Origin of the sequence: Corynebacterium choanae (assembly GCF_003813965.1) — a bacterium.
Lineage (GTDB): Bacteria > Actinomycetota > Actinomycetes > Mycobacteriales > Mycobacteriaceae > Corynebacterium > Corynebacterium choanae.
Genome location: NZ_CP033896.1, coordinates 1,356,397 through 1,373,038, shown reverse-complemented (window position 1 = coordinate 1,373,038; position 16,642 = coordinate 1,356,397). Strand labels below are relative to the sequence as shown.

The following is a 16,642-nucleotide window of genomic DNA, read 5'->3' as shown; positions in this document are numbered from 1 at the left end:
CGCAAAAACCTAGGATGCGGGTTTCGGTCCCCGCCACCCGGCAACCGGCAGCCGAAACTTCGTCACCAGCCGATCAGTAAACGTTGAATCATCCAACCGTACCCACCGCACCGGGCGATGCCCACGGGTCACCTGCACCCGGGCACCAGGGGGCACTGCCGCGGTTCGGAACCCATCCATCACCGCAATACCAGCCTGAGTGGTAAGCGTGGTCTCCACCACAACCTGCGACTTCGGCGACACGACCAGTGGTTTGGTAAACAATGCGTGCGCATTATTAGGAACCACCACGATCGCATCAAGTTCAGGCCACAACACCGGGCCGCCGGCTGAAAACGCATAGGCGGTTGACCCAGTAGGCGAAGACACTATCACCCCGTCGCAGCCAAATGAACTCACCGGATGATTATCGATTTCTAAAATTGCATCCAGCACCCCACGCCGGTTGCTGTTTTCAATACTCACTTCGTTGAGCGCCCAACCGGAGTGCAGCAGCTGTCCCTCCGCATCGGTGATTGTCACATCAAGGGTCATCCGATCAGTGACCCGATACTGACCAGAGATCACCCGATCAACCGCCATGTCGAGGGAATCTTGCTCCCATTCGGCAAGAAACCCGACATGCCCCAGATTGACCCCCAGCACCGGCAAATCAACACCGTGGGCAAGATCTGCTGCGCGCAGGAATGTGCCGTCGCCGCCAAGCACCAAAATGAGTTCGGTGCCGCACGCCGCCTCCGCAGTGTGGGCGCAATGGGGAAGTTCCCGCAGCACCGGGTGGGCACGCAACGATTCCCCGTCACCGGTACTGCTTAACAGCAACCGAACCCCTACCCCGTGTTCCATCAGTCGGGTAGCTGCCTGGGCACACGCCTCAATATTGGAGGTTCGTCCAGTGTGCGGCACCAGGAGGATTTCCCGATCTTCCGGGAGACAAGGAGGTTGAGCAAGCACAATGATACTTTCGTTGCGGGTGAACAAATCCAAACTCGGGGCTGTGACCAACACAGTCACCAGCCTGCACGTCGATACGTTGGGCGAAGACAGGTGACTGTCCGGCCGCCACCAGGCACAGCAGTGGCAGCCTAAAAGCAAAGACGACCGCATTCTACCGCAGCTGCGTCAAGCCGGTGACCTTCGCGGGTGCGGCAAGCATCTGCTGGGATGACTACTTAGGTCCTGCCGCAACAGCAGCCTCTACCGCCTGGGCGATCGTTGCACGATCAACTGGTTGCTTTGGCTTGGTATGTTCCAACCAGAGGAAATATTCGACATTGCCGGCAGGGCCTGGCAGCGGGGACGCCACACATCCATGGAACGTCAATCCTAAAGCGCAGGCCTGATAGGCCACATCGGTCACCACCCGGGCACGCATCGCCGGATCGCTGACCACGGCACCTTTCGGCAGATCCTGCTTACCTACCTCAAACTGGGGTTTCACCATTGGCAGCAAATGGGCACCGTCCCGTAAACAAGCAATAATCGCTGGCAGAACCAGTGTTAAAGAAATAAACGACAGGTCACCGACCATCATGTCGCACGGCCCGCCGCACTGTTGCGGGGTCAGGGTGCGCACATTGGTTCGATCGAGCACAGTTACCCGTGGATCGTTCGCTAACCGTTGCAGCAGTTGACCATAGCCCACATCGACGGCAACGACTTCCCGCGCATCGTGAGCAAGCAACACATCGGTAAACCCGCCTGTGGAAGCACCCGCATCCAGCACCTTACAGCCAGACACACTAAGCCCTTGGTCGCTGAAAGCTTCCAGGGCACCGAGAAGTTTATGTGCACCGCGGGAAGCCCACTGCGGCCCCTGCTCACTGATAGCAATAGAAACATCGGCGGTGACCTGGGTGGCGGGTTTTTTCGCCTGCATCCCGGCAACAGTCACCGCCCCCTGCTCGATGAGGACGCGAGCTTCTTCCCGCGAACGAGCAATCTTGCGCCGTACTAGCTCTTTATCGAGCCTATTTAAACCGTGTTTACTCACTGTGCCTTATCCATTGCTGTGCTGCGCAGACCCCCAATGCGGATTTGCCTAAATATACGAACATTATCGCAGCGCCGCCTGCAAAATATCGTGTGCCTGCGAATACAGCTCGTGGGCTTCCCGCAACGATGCAGGCTCAGCCGCCAACAACGGCTGCACCGCCGCGGCGAGCGCTGCCACATCGATGACCGGTTGCCGTGGATCCCGCGGAACAGGGGTGGCTACAGGTTCATTCATCAAAGACACAACTCCTTTCCTCGTTTCAACACTCAACGGTCGCATCGGTGGACTACACCTGGCAAACAACAGCAACACCGTAGCAGAAACACCCTGGTTGCTGGTTCGACGCCCATAGTCACCATGACATTGTTGCACGGCCGGCTAACCGCCAGTGACCTGCACACACCATCGCCTGGTGACACCCTGCGCAAACCCGCATGGGCGCTACTACTCCTCGCAAAGCAACGCCGTCACCAACACCCCAACGAGTGGTTTGCGGTTAGCTGCGCAACGCAGCCGCGCAGCCGGACTGGAGATCGGTGCCGCCCACAACCGCCGAGGGCGAAAACTCACCACAATGCGTCAACAACCTGCTGCGCAATCGAACCTTCAGCGACGATTTCCTGCACCGGGGTGGCGGATTCCCACGCCGCAGCAAGCAGCGTATGCACACCGGCAAGTGCAGGGGCATCGACGCTGCCACCGGTGAGGGTAAGTACCCCACTGTCTTCGACCGCAGCCTGGAATCCTCCCCGGGGTTGCGGCACAAGCGCTTCCCGATCACTGTGCAGACACGACAGATCATCGGCAACAAGCGTTGGCCGTTGCTCTTGTGGGGCTGCAAGAGCAGCCAGCGGACCAGACACCCCGGTAAACACGAGCAACGTGTCTTGCCCGGCAGCATTCCCACCTAAAATGTCGGTGTCCAAACGGTCACCAATGCTCAGCGGTCTGCTTGCCCCAAGTTTTTCAGCGGCAATGGTAAACATAGCCGGTTCCGGTTTACCGGCGGCAATCGGCTCGACACCTGTCGCATTAACCACCGCCTGAATCATCGAACCATTTCCAACCATCAACCCACGTTCAGCCGGAAGAGTAGCATCCCGGTTCGTTGCCACATAGGCGGCGCCGGCGCGGATCGCTAACGCTGCCTCAGACAGCTCTGCCCAGCCTGTTTCCGGATTGTGACCGTGAATCACCGCTGCCGGATTGTCGTTGGCTGTGCGAGTCACCACATAGCCCGCGTCTGCCACTACTTCGGCTAGTGTTACAGTCCCTAACACCAACACGGTCGCCCCTGGCTGGCACACTGTAGACAACAGTGCTGCACCAGCCATGGCCGAGGTCATAATCATCTCTGCGGTGACTTCAAGCCCCATCCCGGCAAGTTGCTCGCACACCGTATCCGCATGCCGGGAAGCATTATTGGTGACATACATGATCGGCGCATGTAGTGATGCAATCGCCTGCTGTGCAGAAGCAATCGGCTGGGCGCCTTCATAGACCGTTCCATCAAGATCAAATAGAAAGCCATCATAGTATTCAGCCACAGTCATAGCTTGCATTCTAAGGCACAGCAACAATCATCCCCTAACGATGAAGGCTGCTAACCATAGCCGTGCAACAAGCCGGCTCGAGGTGTTCCACCATCTCGACTGGTTAGCAGCCTGATATTGCTGCACACACTGCGTGCGAATACTCGCAAGTTAGCTTTGGATTTCTGCGACCCGCTCCGCTGCATCGAAGTATCCTGCTTCGTCATGACTTGCGACCTGCTGGAACCAGCCGAGCGCTTCATCGTCACGGTCAGCAGCTAGCAACGCATCCGCGTACGCGTAGTTCAGCCGAAGCCCTTCAACATCGGTGGCGTCCCGGTTCGGCTGCAGCCGAGCCAATTCGACTACTGCACGATCCGGATCGGACATATCCCGATGGGCACCGGCTAGCACAATGGCTAATTCGATAGCACCGGTACGATCCAAAGTTTCCGCTTCCGGACTCCGACCAATCTCGATTGCCTTTTCCGGCCGACCTAGCCCGCGTTCACAGTCAGCAATCAACCACAGCATCCCAGGGCCGCCGCTCATACGTCGTGCTGCCCGCAGCTCAGACGCGGCTTCTTTCCATTCGCCGGCATGATAAGCGGCGATACCGAGGGTTTCCCGTACAACAGCTACCCGTCCTGCACGATTTTTCGCGGCGCGCGCATATTCGAGCGCTTTAGCGGGTTCTTCTTCCAGCAGCATGGCGGTCATCACTAACTGCCGCGCAACAATGTTCGCATTGTCTTTCGACAGGGAACGTAAATCCTGCATCACAGTGCTGTCAAGGTCACTGGTGGACAGATCTGCTGGCAATGGTGGCTCAGCGCGTTTCTGGTCGCGTCGTTCCTGGTTAAAGCCGTGACGTTTCGGCCCGGTCGACGTCCTCCGGCCGTCAGCAAACGCATGGGTGGTGTTACCGGATCGATCATCGTTGCGGTTGCGTCGATTGCCGCGTCGATCGTCGCGGGTGTTCTCCCGATCCCGGTAGTTCCGATTGTCACGGCGATCATCACGGTCTCGTCCACCGCTGCGGCGCCCATCGCGATCCCGGTAGCCGCGATCATCATGACGATCGCTGCGTCGATCGTCTCGATCGCGATAGCCTCGGCTGTCCCGCCGGTCATCGCGGGAACCGTAGCCACGACCACCGGCACGGTCGTCGCGACCGCGACCATCATGGTGGCGGTCGTCACGACCTCGATAGCCCCGGTCGTCCCGGCTACGACCATATTCACGCGAATCACTCCGACGATCAGCGCCGTGTTCAGATCGTTCAGAACGGAAACGCTCGCGTTCGTTGCTGTAATCGTCCCGACGATTATTCCGCCGACCGTCCGATTGGTGACGGTTTCGACCGTGGTCTCGCTGGGGACGGTCATGTCCGCCGCGGTGATGACCAGATCCTTGATCGTTGCGAGTGTAGCGTTCAGCCATAAAAGTGCGTAGTCCTTATGTAGAGCATTGGGAATTTCTTAGACGAGAGCAAAGCCAAGTCAGGAACCGAAAAAAACGCCAAGATCAGCCGCTGTCAGGTATCCCCGTAACAGTTCGATTGCACACTGAAGCAAGGCAAAATATCTGCAAGTCATCCTAGCAGCAAAACTTCGAAAATCTTTGATCGGTGAGCACGCTGCATAGATGCGGACGACTGCTAGACACAGGTGAACTATCACCACGCCCCAGGATGACTATCTACACCTCATTGTCACCGAAATGGGTGTTCACCCCTGCATCCCGACAGTCTCCCCCAACAGATAGACCCCGCAAAAACCTAGAACCCCAACCCCACGCACAGCAGGCTTAAGGGTCAAAAAGTGTGTCTCAAACCGCCGATTTCTACCACCTGAACAGCAATGACAACAAAATAATAAGCCTAGAAAGCTTATTCCCCTCTTTTTTCTCCATAACCCTTGACGGCACCACCACCCCATGGTATAGATCCTGTTGGCTTCAGGGTTATGTCAACCAATCGTCCCCGCTGCAGTATCTGCGGTAACCCCACAAAGAAAAACGGCACAACAACAAAAGGCACCACACGATGGCGTTGTATCCACTGCGGTGCCTCTACAAGTAAAACCCGGCCCGATATCACCGCTCGAACCTGGATGAATGAGTTCATCTCCCACCTGACGAGCAATAAAAGCATCGCCGACATCGCCGCTGCTCGTGGCACATCCCCGAAAACAGTTCACCGCCACTTCCAGCCACTGTGGCTGATCAGCGTGCCCCAACCACACAACCACCCCGTCTACGATCAAATCTTTCTCGACGGAACCTACCTCAACGGCGGCTGTCTCCTCATCGCAGCAACCCGTGACTACGTCCTTGCCTGGCGCTGGTGCAAGCAAGAAACCACCTACGACTACACACAACTCATCCGTGATATCACCCCGCCACTTATGGCAGTCATTGACGGAGGCGCCTACACAGCGATGACCTCATGCTGGCCACAGACCCTATCCAACGCTGTCTCGTACACGTCCAACGCAACACACGACGCGATATCACCAGCCGACCCCGCACACCCCAAGGCACCATCATCTACCAACTCGCACTTCAGCTCACCCGCATCACAACCCGTGAACAAGCCGACCAATGGATCGACTACCTCCACCAATTCAAACAAGACTGCAACAGCTGGATGAACGAAAAAACCACCATCACCGACCCCCTCACCGGGAAAAAGAAAAAAGTCTTCACCCATCAACGCGCCCGACGCGCGTTCTACAGGCTCTACCACCTGGCAAAAGACGGCAAACTCTTCGCTTACCTCACCCCCCATCCCAGCGCGAAGAACCCTGAGGCGTTCGCCTCCACAACCAACTGCCTCGAAGGCGGTATCAACGGGCCTTTAAAACTCATCGCCAGACAACACCACGGTAGAAAAGGAGAACGTCAACGAACCAATATCGACTGGTGGCTCCACTTTCGCACCCGAGATCCGCTTGATCCCCACATCATCGCGAAACAACAAAACTGGGGCAAAGACTCACTCGCTAAAGTAGAAACCCTCACCCCAGTCAACAACAACGAAGCAAACCATCAAACCGGACGCCCCGCGCTGTACGACAATCATATCGACATCGAGTACACACACTCCATCGGGATCAGAAAAGGAACGATCTAAACCCCCACAGCCACCCCCACCCCCAGACACACATTTTGTCCCTTAACCCTCAAACCCCCACGCACAGCACCCCACACACCACTAAACACAAAAAGAAAGAGGTGTGTATGCTGTCTGCTTTCCAGCAAACAACACACACACCCCTTCTAAGAAACAAGTCGGCAGTCTCTTACTCTCCCACACACTCCCGTGTGCAGTACCATCAGCGCAGGTAGGCTTAGCTTCCGGGATCGGAACGGGACCGGGCGTTTCCCCACCGCTATCGCCACCGACAAACTCTATTATGAACACCATTATCAGCCATCAAACCACCCCAATAGGCTGGCTCGACCGTGCTGTGTGTGACACCGCACAGTGGACGTAGAACACTCATCAACCCAAAACATTGGGAATTTTTTTACGGCTGTTGATCATCAACCCTCGCCACACACCCTAACCTGGCCATCACCATACGGTGAAACAACACCGGAAAAGGGTGGTTGTGTTTGGTATCGGTGAATTAGTACCAGTCATCTCAACACCTCACAGCGCTTACAACCCTGGCCTATCAACCCGGTCATCTCCCGGACACCTCAAACGAAACGTTATCTCGAAACAGGCTTCCCGCTTAGATGCTTTCAGCGGTTATCCCTCCCGTACGTAGCCAACCAGCAATGCTCCTGGCGAAACAACTGGCACACCAGAGGTACGTCCGTCCCGGTCCTCTCGTACTAGGGACAGCCTTCCTCACGTTTCAACGCGCGCGGCGGATAGAGACCGAACTGTCTCACGACGTTCTAAACCCAGCTCGCGTGCCGCTTTAATGGGCGAACAGCCCAACCCTTGGGACCTACTCCAGCCCCAGGATGCGACGAGCCGCCATCGAGGTGCCAAACCATCCCGTCGATATGGACTCTTGGGGAAGATCAGCCTGTTATCCCCGGGGTACCTTTTATCCGTTGAGCGACACCGCTTCCACAAGCCGGTGCCGGATCACTAGTCCCTACTTTCGTACCTGCTCGACCTGTCAGTCTCACAGTCAAGCTCCCTTGTGCACTTACACTCACCACCTGATTACAGACCAGGCTGAGGAAACCTTTGGGCGCCTCCGTTACTCTTTAGGAGGCAACCGCCCCAGTTAAACTACCCACCAGGCACTGTCCCTGACCCGGATCACGGGCCGAAGTTAGATACCCACTACGATCAGAGTGGTATTTCACATTACGACTCCCACACAACTAGCGTCATGCGATCAACATCTCCCACCTATCCTACACAAACCGTAGCAAGCACCAATACCAAGCTATAGTAAAGGTCCCGGGGTCTTTTCGTCCTGCCGCGCGTAACGAGCATCTTTACTCGTACTGCAATTTCGCCGAGTCTGTGGTTGAGACAGCAGGGAAGTCGTTACGCCATTCGTGCAGGTCGGAACTTACCCGACAAGGAATTTCGCTACCTTAGGATGGTTATAGTTACCACCGCCGTTTACTGGGGCTTAAATTCTCCGCTTCGACCCAAACAGATCTAACAGGTCCTCTTAACCTTCCAGCACCGGGCAGGCGTCAGTCCGTATACATCGACTTATCGTCTTCGCACGGACCTGTGTTTTTAGTAAACAGTCGCTTCCCTCTATTCTCTGCGGCCACCACACGCAACCACCACGCAAGGCAGTGGCACCCGTAGCGGCCCCCCTTCTCCCGAAGTTACGGGGGCATTTTGCCGAGTTCCTTAACCACAGTTCTCTCGATCGCCTTAGTATCTTCTACCTGATCACCTGTGTCGGTTTGGGGTACGGGCCATGCATACACTCGCTAGAGGCTTTTCTCGACAGCACAGGCACACCGACTCCCCCACAACATGTGGGTCTGCATCACGCCTCACCCATACAATGCGGAACGGATTTCCCTATCCCACGGGCTGCACGCTTACACCAACACTTCCAACCGTTGGCTCGGCTACCACTCTGCGTCACCCCATCACTTGGCTACCAACAACTCAGGTCCTACGCGAACACACCACAACCACCAGCCTAAAAAGACTGACGTGAAGGATGCGACGGGCAGTTAGTATCATCGCGTCACCACTTTTCGCATACACACGGGTACGGGAATATCAACCCGTTATCCATCGACTACGCCTGTCGGCCTCGCCTTAGGTCCCGACTCACCCTGGGAAGATTAGCTTCACCCAGGAACCCTTGATCATCCGGCGGACGGGTTTTCCACCCGTCATTCGCTACTCATGCCTGCATTCTCACTCGTATACACTCCACCACACGGTCACCCGGCAGCTTCAACGCAGCATACGACGCTCCCCTACCCAACAACACCCTAAACAAGATGCTGCTGCCGCGGTTTCGGCGGTGTGCTTGAGCCCCACTACATTGTCGGCGCGGAACCACTCGACCAGTGAGCTATTACGCACTCTTTCAAGGATGGCTGCTTCTAAGCCAACCTCCTGGCTGTCTGGGCGATCCCACATCCTTTTCCACTTAGCACACCCTTAGGGGCCTTAACCGGCGATCTGGGCTGTTTCCCTCTCGACTACGAAGCTTATCCCCCGCAGTCTCACTACTACACGAACCGTTTCACCGGCATTCGGAGTTTAGCTGATGTCGCTAAGATGATAGTCCCGCTAAACCAACCAGTAGCTCTACCTCCGGCAAACACGCGTAGCGCTGCACCTAAATGCATTTCGGGGAGAACCAGCTATCACGAAGTTTGATTGGCCTTTCACCCCTACCCACAACTCATCCCCTCAGTTTTCAACCTAAGTGGGTTCGCGCCTCCACAGCGTCTTACCGCTGCTTCACACTGGCCATGGGTAGATCACTCCGCTTCGGGTCCAGGACATGCCACTACAACACACTCGTTAGTATTCGCTTTCGCTACGACTACCCCACAAACCGGGTTAACCTCGCGACATGCCGCTGACTCGCAGGCTCATTCTTCAAAAGGCACGCCATCACCCCAAAAAAGGGCTCTGACGGATTGTAGACACACGGTTTCAGGTACTCTTTCACTCCCCTCCCGGGGTACTTTTCACCATTCCCTCACGGTACTCAATCCGCTATCGGTCACACTGAGTATTCAGGCTTACCGGGTGGTCCCGGCAGATTCACAGCAGATTCCACGAGCCCGCTGCTACTCGGGGACAAATAACCATCCATCAGGCAACTGCTTTCATGTACGGGACTCTCACCCTCTACGGCAGGCGTTTCCACACCACTTCCACTAACAGCACCAACAACAGACCCGTCACCGGCAGATAACAGACGTTATAAACCCCACAACCCCGGATCATGCAACCCCTGCCGGGTATCACACACAATCACGGTTTAGCCAAAAATCCACGTTCGCTCGCCACTACTAGCGGAATCACTCTTGTTTTCTTCTCCTACGGGTACTGAGATGTTTCACTTCCCCGCGTTACCTCCACACAACCTATACACAAGTCTTCAGTTGCAGGTGACCACACATAACCATGGCCGGGTTTCCCCATTCGGACATCCTCGGATCAACGCTCGGTTGACAACTCCCCGAGGCTTAACGCAGCCTCCCACGTCCTTCATCGGCTCAGCATGCCAAGGCATCCACCGTGTGCCCTAAAAAACCAGAACACAAACAAACAAGAATCAACAATCACTACCAGCACCCACACCACACCACCAACAAACACAGCAGCGGTCTGGCTCAAAGGCACTGATAGACGCAAAAAATAAAGATGCTCTACGTCCACTATACAGTTCACACACAACACACACACTCACCCACACCACAACACCCACCAGCCACCAAGACCAGCATCCTGTTGCAGCAGACATAAGCATGCCAACAATGCCACGGGCATAACACCCGAGACACCCAACAGCGCACCAACATACCCGATCAACCACAACACTGTTCACTACCACAAACACAAGGTTTACAGCAGCACACCAGCATCATCAACCGCTTTCTTCAAGCCTCAACACAGTGACCATCACACCAACACCACAACCCAACATAACAGTTGCAGCGGTAGTCCACACCGATTCAAATAAACACAAAAAAAATATAAGCTCCTTAGAAAGGAGGTGATCCAGCCGCACCTTCCGGTACGGCTACCTTGTTACGACTTCGTCCCAATCGCCGATCCCACCTTCGACAGCTCCCCCCGCAAAAACGGTTAGGCCACTGGCTTCGGGTGTTACCAACTTTCATGACGTGACGGGCGGTGTGTACAAGGCCCGGGAACGTATTCACCGCAGCGTTGCTGATCTGCGATTACTAGCGACTCCGACTTCATGGGGTCGAGTTGCAGACCCCAATCCGAACTGAGGCCGGCTTTCAAAGCGATTCGCTTACCCTCACAGGCTCGCAGCGCGCTGTACCGACCATTGTAGCATGTGTGAAGCCCTGGACATAAGGGGCATGATGATTTGACGTCATCCCCACCTTCCTCCGAGTTGACCCCGGCAGTCTCTCATGAGTCCCCACCATCACGTGCTGGCAACATAAGACAAGGGTTGCGCTCGTTGCGGGACTTAACCCAACATCTCACGACACGAGCTGACGACAACCATGCACCACCTGTACACGAACCACAAGGGAAACTACATCTCTGCAGCGATCTCGTGTATGTCAAGCCCAGGTAAGGTTCTTCGCGTTGCATCGAATTAATCCACATGCTCCGCCGCTTGTGCGGGCCCCCGTCAATTCCTTTGAGTTTTAGCCTTGCGGCCGTACTCCCCAGGCGGGGCGCTTAATGCGTTAGCTACGGCACAGAAGTCGTGGAAGACCCCCACACCTAGCGCCCACCGTTTACAGCATGGACTACCAGGGTATCTAATCCTGTTCGCTACCCATGCTTTCGCTCCTCAGCGTCAGTTACTGCCCAGAGACCTGCCTTCGCCATCGGTGTTCCTCCTGATATCTGCGCATTTCACCGCTACACCAGGAATTCCAGTCTCCCCTACAGCACTCAAGTTATGCCCGTATCGCCTGCACGCCCGGAGTTAAGCCCCGGAATTTCACAGACGACGCGACAAACCACCTACGAGCTCTTTACGCCCAGTAATTCCGGACAACGCTCGCACCCTACGTATTACCGCGGCTGCTGGCACGTAGTTAGCCGGTGCTTCTTATGCAGGTACCGTCACTTACGCTTCGTCCCTGCCGAAAGAGGTTTACAACCCGAAGGCCGTCATCCCTCACGCGGCGTCGCTGCATCAGGCTTGCGCCCATTGTGCAATATTCCCCACTGCTGCCTCCCGTAGGAGTCTGGGCCGTATCTCAGTCCCAATGTGGCCGTACACCCTCTCAGGCCGGCTACCCGTCGCCGCCTTGGTAGGCCATTACCCCACCAACAAGCTGATAGGCCGCAGGCTCATCCCACACCGAAAAAACTTTCCACTACCCACCTAGAAGGCAGTGAATATCCAGTATTAGACCCAGTTTCCCAGGCTTATCCCGGAGTGCGGGGCAGATCACCCACGTGTTACTCACCCGTTCGCCACTCGAGTACCCTGCAAGCAGGGCCTTTCCGTTCGACTTGCATGTGTTAAGCACGCCGCCAGCGTTCGTCCTGAGCCAGGATCAAACTCTCCATTAAAAACCAAAACAATCAGTAAAACACTGAAACATCAAGGCACAAAGGCTGGAAAGCCTAAAACTAGCAAAAACAAACAACCAGCCACCACAACAACCCCGACCCGATCAACAAGCAGAGCTGCCATGGCAACAACAATTGTTGCAAAAAAATAGAAAAAAATAGATGAAAATCAACCATCACGCACCCACCCACACGCCACACACATAAACCATGCATGCAACACAGGCAGAATTCTGCAGCAGGTTCCCGACGAGGAAGGCCACACCACATCAAACATGACAATCAACCATAACCATGTTTCAACCAAACAACACTTCCATGCCATTGGATAAAAACAATCATCCAGCTAATCATCATTGCTCCCACGTGAACACTATGAACGTCCACCACGAACCAACAACAACACTCAGGGACTAGCAAATCCCCGGTCTACACCAGCATGATCATCACCAAAGCAAAGAAAGCATCCATGATCACACCAACAACCATTACCAGTCCGGCACAACACCGAACACCATGGCCACTGGCACTATAAAACATAGAAGTACATTGGCACACTATCGAGTTCTCACATATCATGCGTCCACCACGCAACCATCACACAAAACTGACAGCCGCATTGGCAACGTTGTTCCAACCTACACAACCCGCCACCAGAATGTCAACCCAGCATCACAATCCTGGAACAACACCCAGCAACATCAGGGAAAACCAACAGCGTTGAAACACAGCCTTCCCACACCCACAACCACCAGAACCCTTCTGAAAAAACATCCCGTCCAAGACGAAACACTTCAAGAAACTCCAGCAGGCTGCGCCGTGCTTGCCTGGAAGAATTTACACACACCCCACACATAAACACAAAACACCAGGTCAAACCACACAAACGACACCACACACCGCAAGAAGCACCTACCAGTGTCAAACAAGGGTAGCCCTGAGCATCGCTTCACGTGCTGCGCAGGGCGCAAGTAGCTGCGGAAATAGGCCAACACCCGCCTTGCCGGTACTTGAGAGCAGTACTGCGTGAGGCGGGTGTTGGGATCAATTGCTTATTTGGCCGGATGTTCCGGGCTGTAGGAGCAACCCCGTTGATGCTTGCGGTTGCTAGACGCGCTTGGCACCTGCGAAGTTTTTCTTTCCGCGGCGCAAGACCAGCCAACTGCCGTGCAGATAGTCGCTTGCTGCAGGGACGTGATCTTCTTCGGTGATGCGCTGGTTGTTGATATAGGCGCCACCTTCCTTCACAGTCCGGCGGGCAGCAGCTTTCGAATCTGCAAGACCGGTCGCGACAAGCAAATCGATAATGTTCGGATCAGCCGTGGTGATCTCTGCGACGGTTGTTTCGCTCAATGCACCAGCCAGAGTTTGCTCATCAAGCTCCGCCAGTTCTGCCCGACCGAAGAGGGCTTGTGCTGCAAGTTCAACCGCTTGGGTGGCTGCTTCGCCATGAACCAAAGTGGTGAGTTCCCGCGCAAGACGCAACTGAGCGGCACGCTTGTGTGGTTCCTCTTGCACCTGCTGTTCAAGGCTTTCAATTTCAGCTTGTGATACGAAGGTGAGCCACTTGAGGTAACGGATAACATCAGCATCAGCCGCGTTGAAGAAATACTGATACCAGGAGTATGGGCTGGTCATTTCGGGATTCAGCCAGAGTTTACCGCCGCCCTGCGACTTGCCGATCTTATTACCTTGCGCATCGGTAACTAGCGGCAACGTAAGACCGTGCACCTGATCCCCGGTGATTCGACGCACCAGATCAACACCAGAAACAATGTTGCCCCATTGATCGCCGCCGCCGATCTGCAGTGACACGTCAAAGTTGTTATGCAGGTGCACATAGTCGTTTGCCTGCAGGAGCATGTAGGAAAATTCGGTGTAGGAAATCCCGTCACTTTCCAGGCGGCGTTTCACCGTATCGCGAGCCAGCATGGTGTTCAGCGAGAAGTTTTTGCCCACATCGCGGAGAAATTCGATAACGGACATTTTTTCGATCCAGTCTCGGTTATTTACGAACCGAGCAGCCTGGTCGCCATCGAAGGTAACGAACTTTTCCAGTTGTCCGGTGATGGACTGTGCCCACGCTGCCACCTGATCGTCAGCGAGCATACTGCGCTCTCCCACGTCACGCGGGTCGCCGATCATTCCGGTGGCACCACCGGCCAGAATAATGGGCTTATGCCCCAACAGCTGGAACCTGCGCAGCATCAACATGGGCACAAGATGTCCAGCATGCAGTGATGGGCCGGTCGGGTCGAAGCCGCAATACACCGTGATTGACTGGCCGTCGGTAGCTTCGCGCAATGCGTCAAGATCGGTGGACTGGTTAATTAGTCCACGCCAGGACAGTTCGTCGATGATGCTGTGGGTCATGTACTCACCTGTTGTGTAGAAATGTGGGGTACCGGTGGCAATGGTTGCTGCCGGTGGTGGAAGATTACTGGGCAATGAGTTGCACTGTGTTTCCCGCGAAGTGACCGAAGCCCAACCAGGTTGGCGAGGTTGCTTTGCACAGGGCACGCCTACTGGAGCACCCTTGCGACGCTTCGCCAGGATTTACTTACCTTCGGCCGGATAAGCGATGGCATCATCGGCCAGCATGACTGGAATGTCATCTTCGATGGGATAGGCCAGCGACAACCGAGGATTGACCAATAATTGCTCTGCTTCGTGATACTCCAGCGGACCTTTGTCTTGCGGACATACCAGAATGCTCAACAATTTCGGATCAAGGCTCATAGCGGGTAACTCTACCGGGTTTCAACCACATTTGGGTTTGAACCCTCCGCAAGTTTACGAGACAAGGTCGTGGCGTTGACTAACTGGGCAGAGTCGTGCAAAAACCTCAGCAGTGGAACCGAGGTTCCTCCTGCTGAGGTGAATTGCCAAACTCACTGATCGCACAAGACGCCGGAAGTCACATAATGCTGCTATGGCTTTTGGGTTCGGACTGGTTGTTGTGCCCATTCCCGAGCAGCAGCGTTACGTTGTTCTACCCGGTGACATTGTTCCGCTACTCGTTGCGGCGCGGTACCACCATAGGTGAGGCGTGCATTCACAGCGCCGTCAAGGGTGAGATACTGGCGCACTTCACCGGTGAGCCGGGGATCTACACTGGCGAGCTGCTCATCGGTGAGTTCGTCCAATTCGATTCCGGCCGCTTCAGCTATCCGCACACAAGCTCCTGAAGCTTCATGGGCTTCTCGGAACGGCACCCCTTGGCGCACCATCCATTCGGCAAGGTCAGTCGCTAAGGTGTACCCCTTTGGTGCGAGCTCTCGCATCCGTTCAGGATGGAATACCAAGGTTTCCACTAATCCGGTCATGGCCGGCAACAACAGTTTGAGTTGATTTACGGAATCGACAATCGGTTCCTTATCCTCTTGCAAATCTCGGTTGTATGCCAGTGGCTGAGCCTTGAGGGTGGCCAGCAGCCCGCTGAGATTGCCGATAAGGCGCCCTGTTTTCCCGCGGGTCAATTCAGCCACATCAGGATTTTTCTTCTGCGGCATAATCGACGAACCTGTCGACCAGGCATCGTGCAAGGTGATATAGCCGTATTCGGGTGTTGCCCAGTAAATGATTTCCTCTGCCAGCCGCGACATGTCGACAGCAATCTGGGCCAAAACATATGCTGTCTCAGCAGCAAAGTCACGGCTTGCAGTCGCATCGAGGCTGTTTTCGCAGGCCCGATCGAAGCCGAGCTCAACAGCAATGGCCTCTGGATCTAATGCCAGGGTTGATCCTGCCAAGGCACCAGAGCCATATGGGCTTTCCGCCAAGCGCCCATCAAGATCTTCAAGTCGTTGAATATCGCGCAACAATGGATGGGTGTGCGCTAAGAGTTGATGGGCAAGCAGCACTGGCTGCGCTGCCTGCGAATGAGTTTTTCCGGGCATGATCGCTTCCGGATAGGCCTTTGCCTGCGCTACAAGAGCAGCGACAAGATCCGTCACGTCGGCGGCAATGTCGCGGATTGCGTCTCGCACCCACATCCGGAACAAACATGCAACCTGATCATTGCGGGATCGTCCCGCACGAAGGCGGCCACCGACGGTTGGCCCCACGATCTCGATCAGTCCACGCTCTAATGCACCGTGAACATCCTCATCTGTGGGAGCAGGGGCAAAACTGCCGTCGACAACACGTTCGTGCAGGGTCTCCAACCCAGCGATCATCGTCTCGAAGTCTTCATCACTGAGCAGACCAGCCTGATGTAAAACGCGCGCATGAGCCTTGGAGGCAAGCACGTCATACGGGGCGAGCACCCAATCGAAGTGGGTGGATACCGACAGCGCAAACATGGCCTCGTCGGGGCCACCGGAGAAACGACCACCCCAAAGCGCGCCGGTATTGGTTTTGTGTTGTTCCACGAAAAAATCCTTTACTAAAGCTTTTCCAGAACCT

8 protein-coding genes, 3 rRNA genes and 1 pseudogene are annotated in these 16,642 nt (G+C 55.3%); 1 reads left to right on the top strand and 11 read right to left on the bottom strand.

Annotation, left to right across the window (positions count from 1 at the left end):
* Positions 1 to 9: 9 nt before the first annotated feature.
* From CCHOA_RS04910 to CCHOA_RS04895, 5 genes are all read right to left on the bottom strand, one after another.
* Complete coding sequence (locus CCHOA_RS04910; RefSeq protein WP_245992248.1) at positions 10 to 954, bottom strand: NAD kinase; 945 nt, start codon at positions 952 to 954, stop codon at positions 10 to 12.
* Positions 955 to 1,168: 214 nt separating this feature from the next.
* The gene (locus CCHOA_RS04905; protein ID WP_123927629.1) at positions 1,169 to 1,993 is read right to left on the bottom strand and encodes a TlyA family RNA methyltransferase; all 825 of its coding nucleotides are present in this window, start codon (positions 1,991 to 1,993) and stop codon (positions 1,169 to 1,171) included.
* Positions 1,994 to 2,056: 63 nt separating this feature from the next.
* Positions 2,057 to 2,230: a hypothetical protein gene (locus tag CCHOA_RS10660; protein ID WP_164472393.1), complete on the bottom strand. Its 174-nt coding sequence runs from the start codon at positions 2,228 to 2,230 to the stop codon at positions 2,057 to 2,059.
* 332 nt (positions 2,231 to 2,562) lie between these two features.
* Complete coding sequence (locus CCHOA_RS04900) at positions 2,563 to 3,549, bottom strand: HAD-IIA family hydrolase (RefSeq protein ID WP_123927626.1); 987 nt, start codon at positions 3,547 to 3,549, stop codon at positions 2,563 to 2,565.
* A gap of 150 nt (positions 3,550 to 3,699) precedes the next feature.
* Complete coding sequence (locus CCHOA_RS04895; RefSeq protein ID WP_123927623.1) at positions 3,700 to 4,971, bottom strand: tetratricopeptide repeat protein; 1,272 nt, start codon at positions 4,969 to 4,971, stop codon at positions 3,700 to 3,702.
* 524 nt (positions 4,972 to 5,495) lie between these two features.
* Between CCHOA_RS04895 and CCHOA_RS04890 the strand changes: the two are divergent.
* A pseudogene (locus CCHOA_RS04890) lies at positions 5,496 to 6,664 on the top strand (IS1249 family transposase).
* A gap of 156 nt (positions 6,665 to 6,820) precedes the next feature.
* Here CCHOA_RS04890 and rrf read toward each other — a convergent pair.
* From rrf to argH, 6 genes are all read right to left on the bottom strand, one after another.
* Positions 6,821 to 6,937, bottom strand: a 5S ribosomal RNA gene (gene rrf / locus CCHOA_RS04885).
* 207 nt (positions 6,938 to 7,144) lie between these two features.
* Positions 7,145 to 10,263, bottom strand: a 23S ribosomal RNA gene (locus tag CCHOA_RS04880).
* A 448-nt stretch (positions 10,264 to 10,711) separates the two neighbouring features.
* Positions 10,712 to 12,235: ribosomal RNA gene (locus CCHOA_RS04875) — 16S ribosomal RNA — on the bottom strand.
* Together the 16S, 23S and 5S rRNA genes form the textbook arrangement of a ribosomal RNA operon.
* Positions 12,236 to 13,342: 1,107 nt before the next feature.
* Positions 13,343 to 14,608, bottom strand: coding sequence for a tyrosine--tRNA ligase (gene tyrS, locus CCHOA_RS04870; RefSeq protein WP_123927620.1), 1,266 nt, complete (start codon positions 14,606 to 14,608; stop codon positions 13,343 to 13,345).
* A gap of 183 nt (positions 14,609 to 14,791) precedes the next feature.
* Positions 14,792 to 14,974 carry a Trm112 family protein gene (locus CCHOA_RS04865; protein ID WP_123927617.1) on the bottom strand — a complete coding sequence of 61 codons (183 nt, stop codon included), beginning with the start codon at positions 14,972 to 14,974 and terminating at the stop codon, positions 14,792 to 14,794.
* Positions 14,975 to 15,165: 191 nt separating this feature from the next.
* On the bottom strand, positions 15,166 to 16,608 hold the full coding sequence (gene argH, locus CCHOA_RS04860) for an argininosuccinate lyase (RefSeq protein ID WP_123927614.1): 1,443 nt from the start codon (positions 16,606 to 16,608) through the stop codon (positions 15,166 to 15,168).
* Positions 16,609 to 16,642 lie beyond the last annotated feature (34 nt).

Excerpts from the sequence above, each read along its gene's own strand:
- CCHOA_RS04865 (WP_123927617.1), bottom strand. The coding sequence starts at position 14,974 with ATGAGCCTTGATCCGAAATTGTTGAGCATTCTGGTATGTCCGCAAGAC.
- CCHOA_RS10660 (WP_164472393.1), bottom strand. The coding sequence starts at position 2,230 with ATGAATGAACCTGTAGCCACCCCTGTTCCGCGGGATCCACGGCAACCG.
- CCHOA_RS04895 (WP_123927623.1), bottom strand. The coding sequence starts at position 4,971 with ATGGCTGAACGCTACACTCGCAACGATCAAGGATCTGGTCATCACCGC.
- CCHOA_RS04900 (WP_123927626.1), bottom strand. The coding sequence starts at position 3,549 with ATGACTGTGGCTGAATACTATGATGGCTTTCTATTTGATCTTGATGGA.
- tyrS (WP_123927620.1), bottom strand. The coding sequence starts at position 14,608 with ATGACCCACAGCATCATCGACGAACTGTCCTGGCGTGGACTAATTAAC.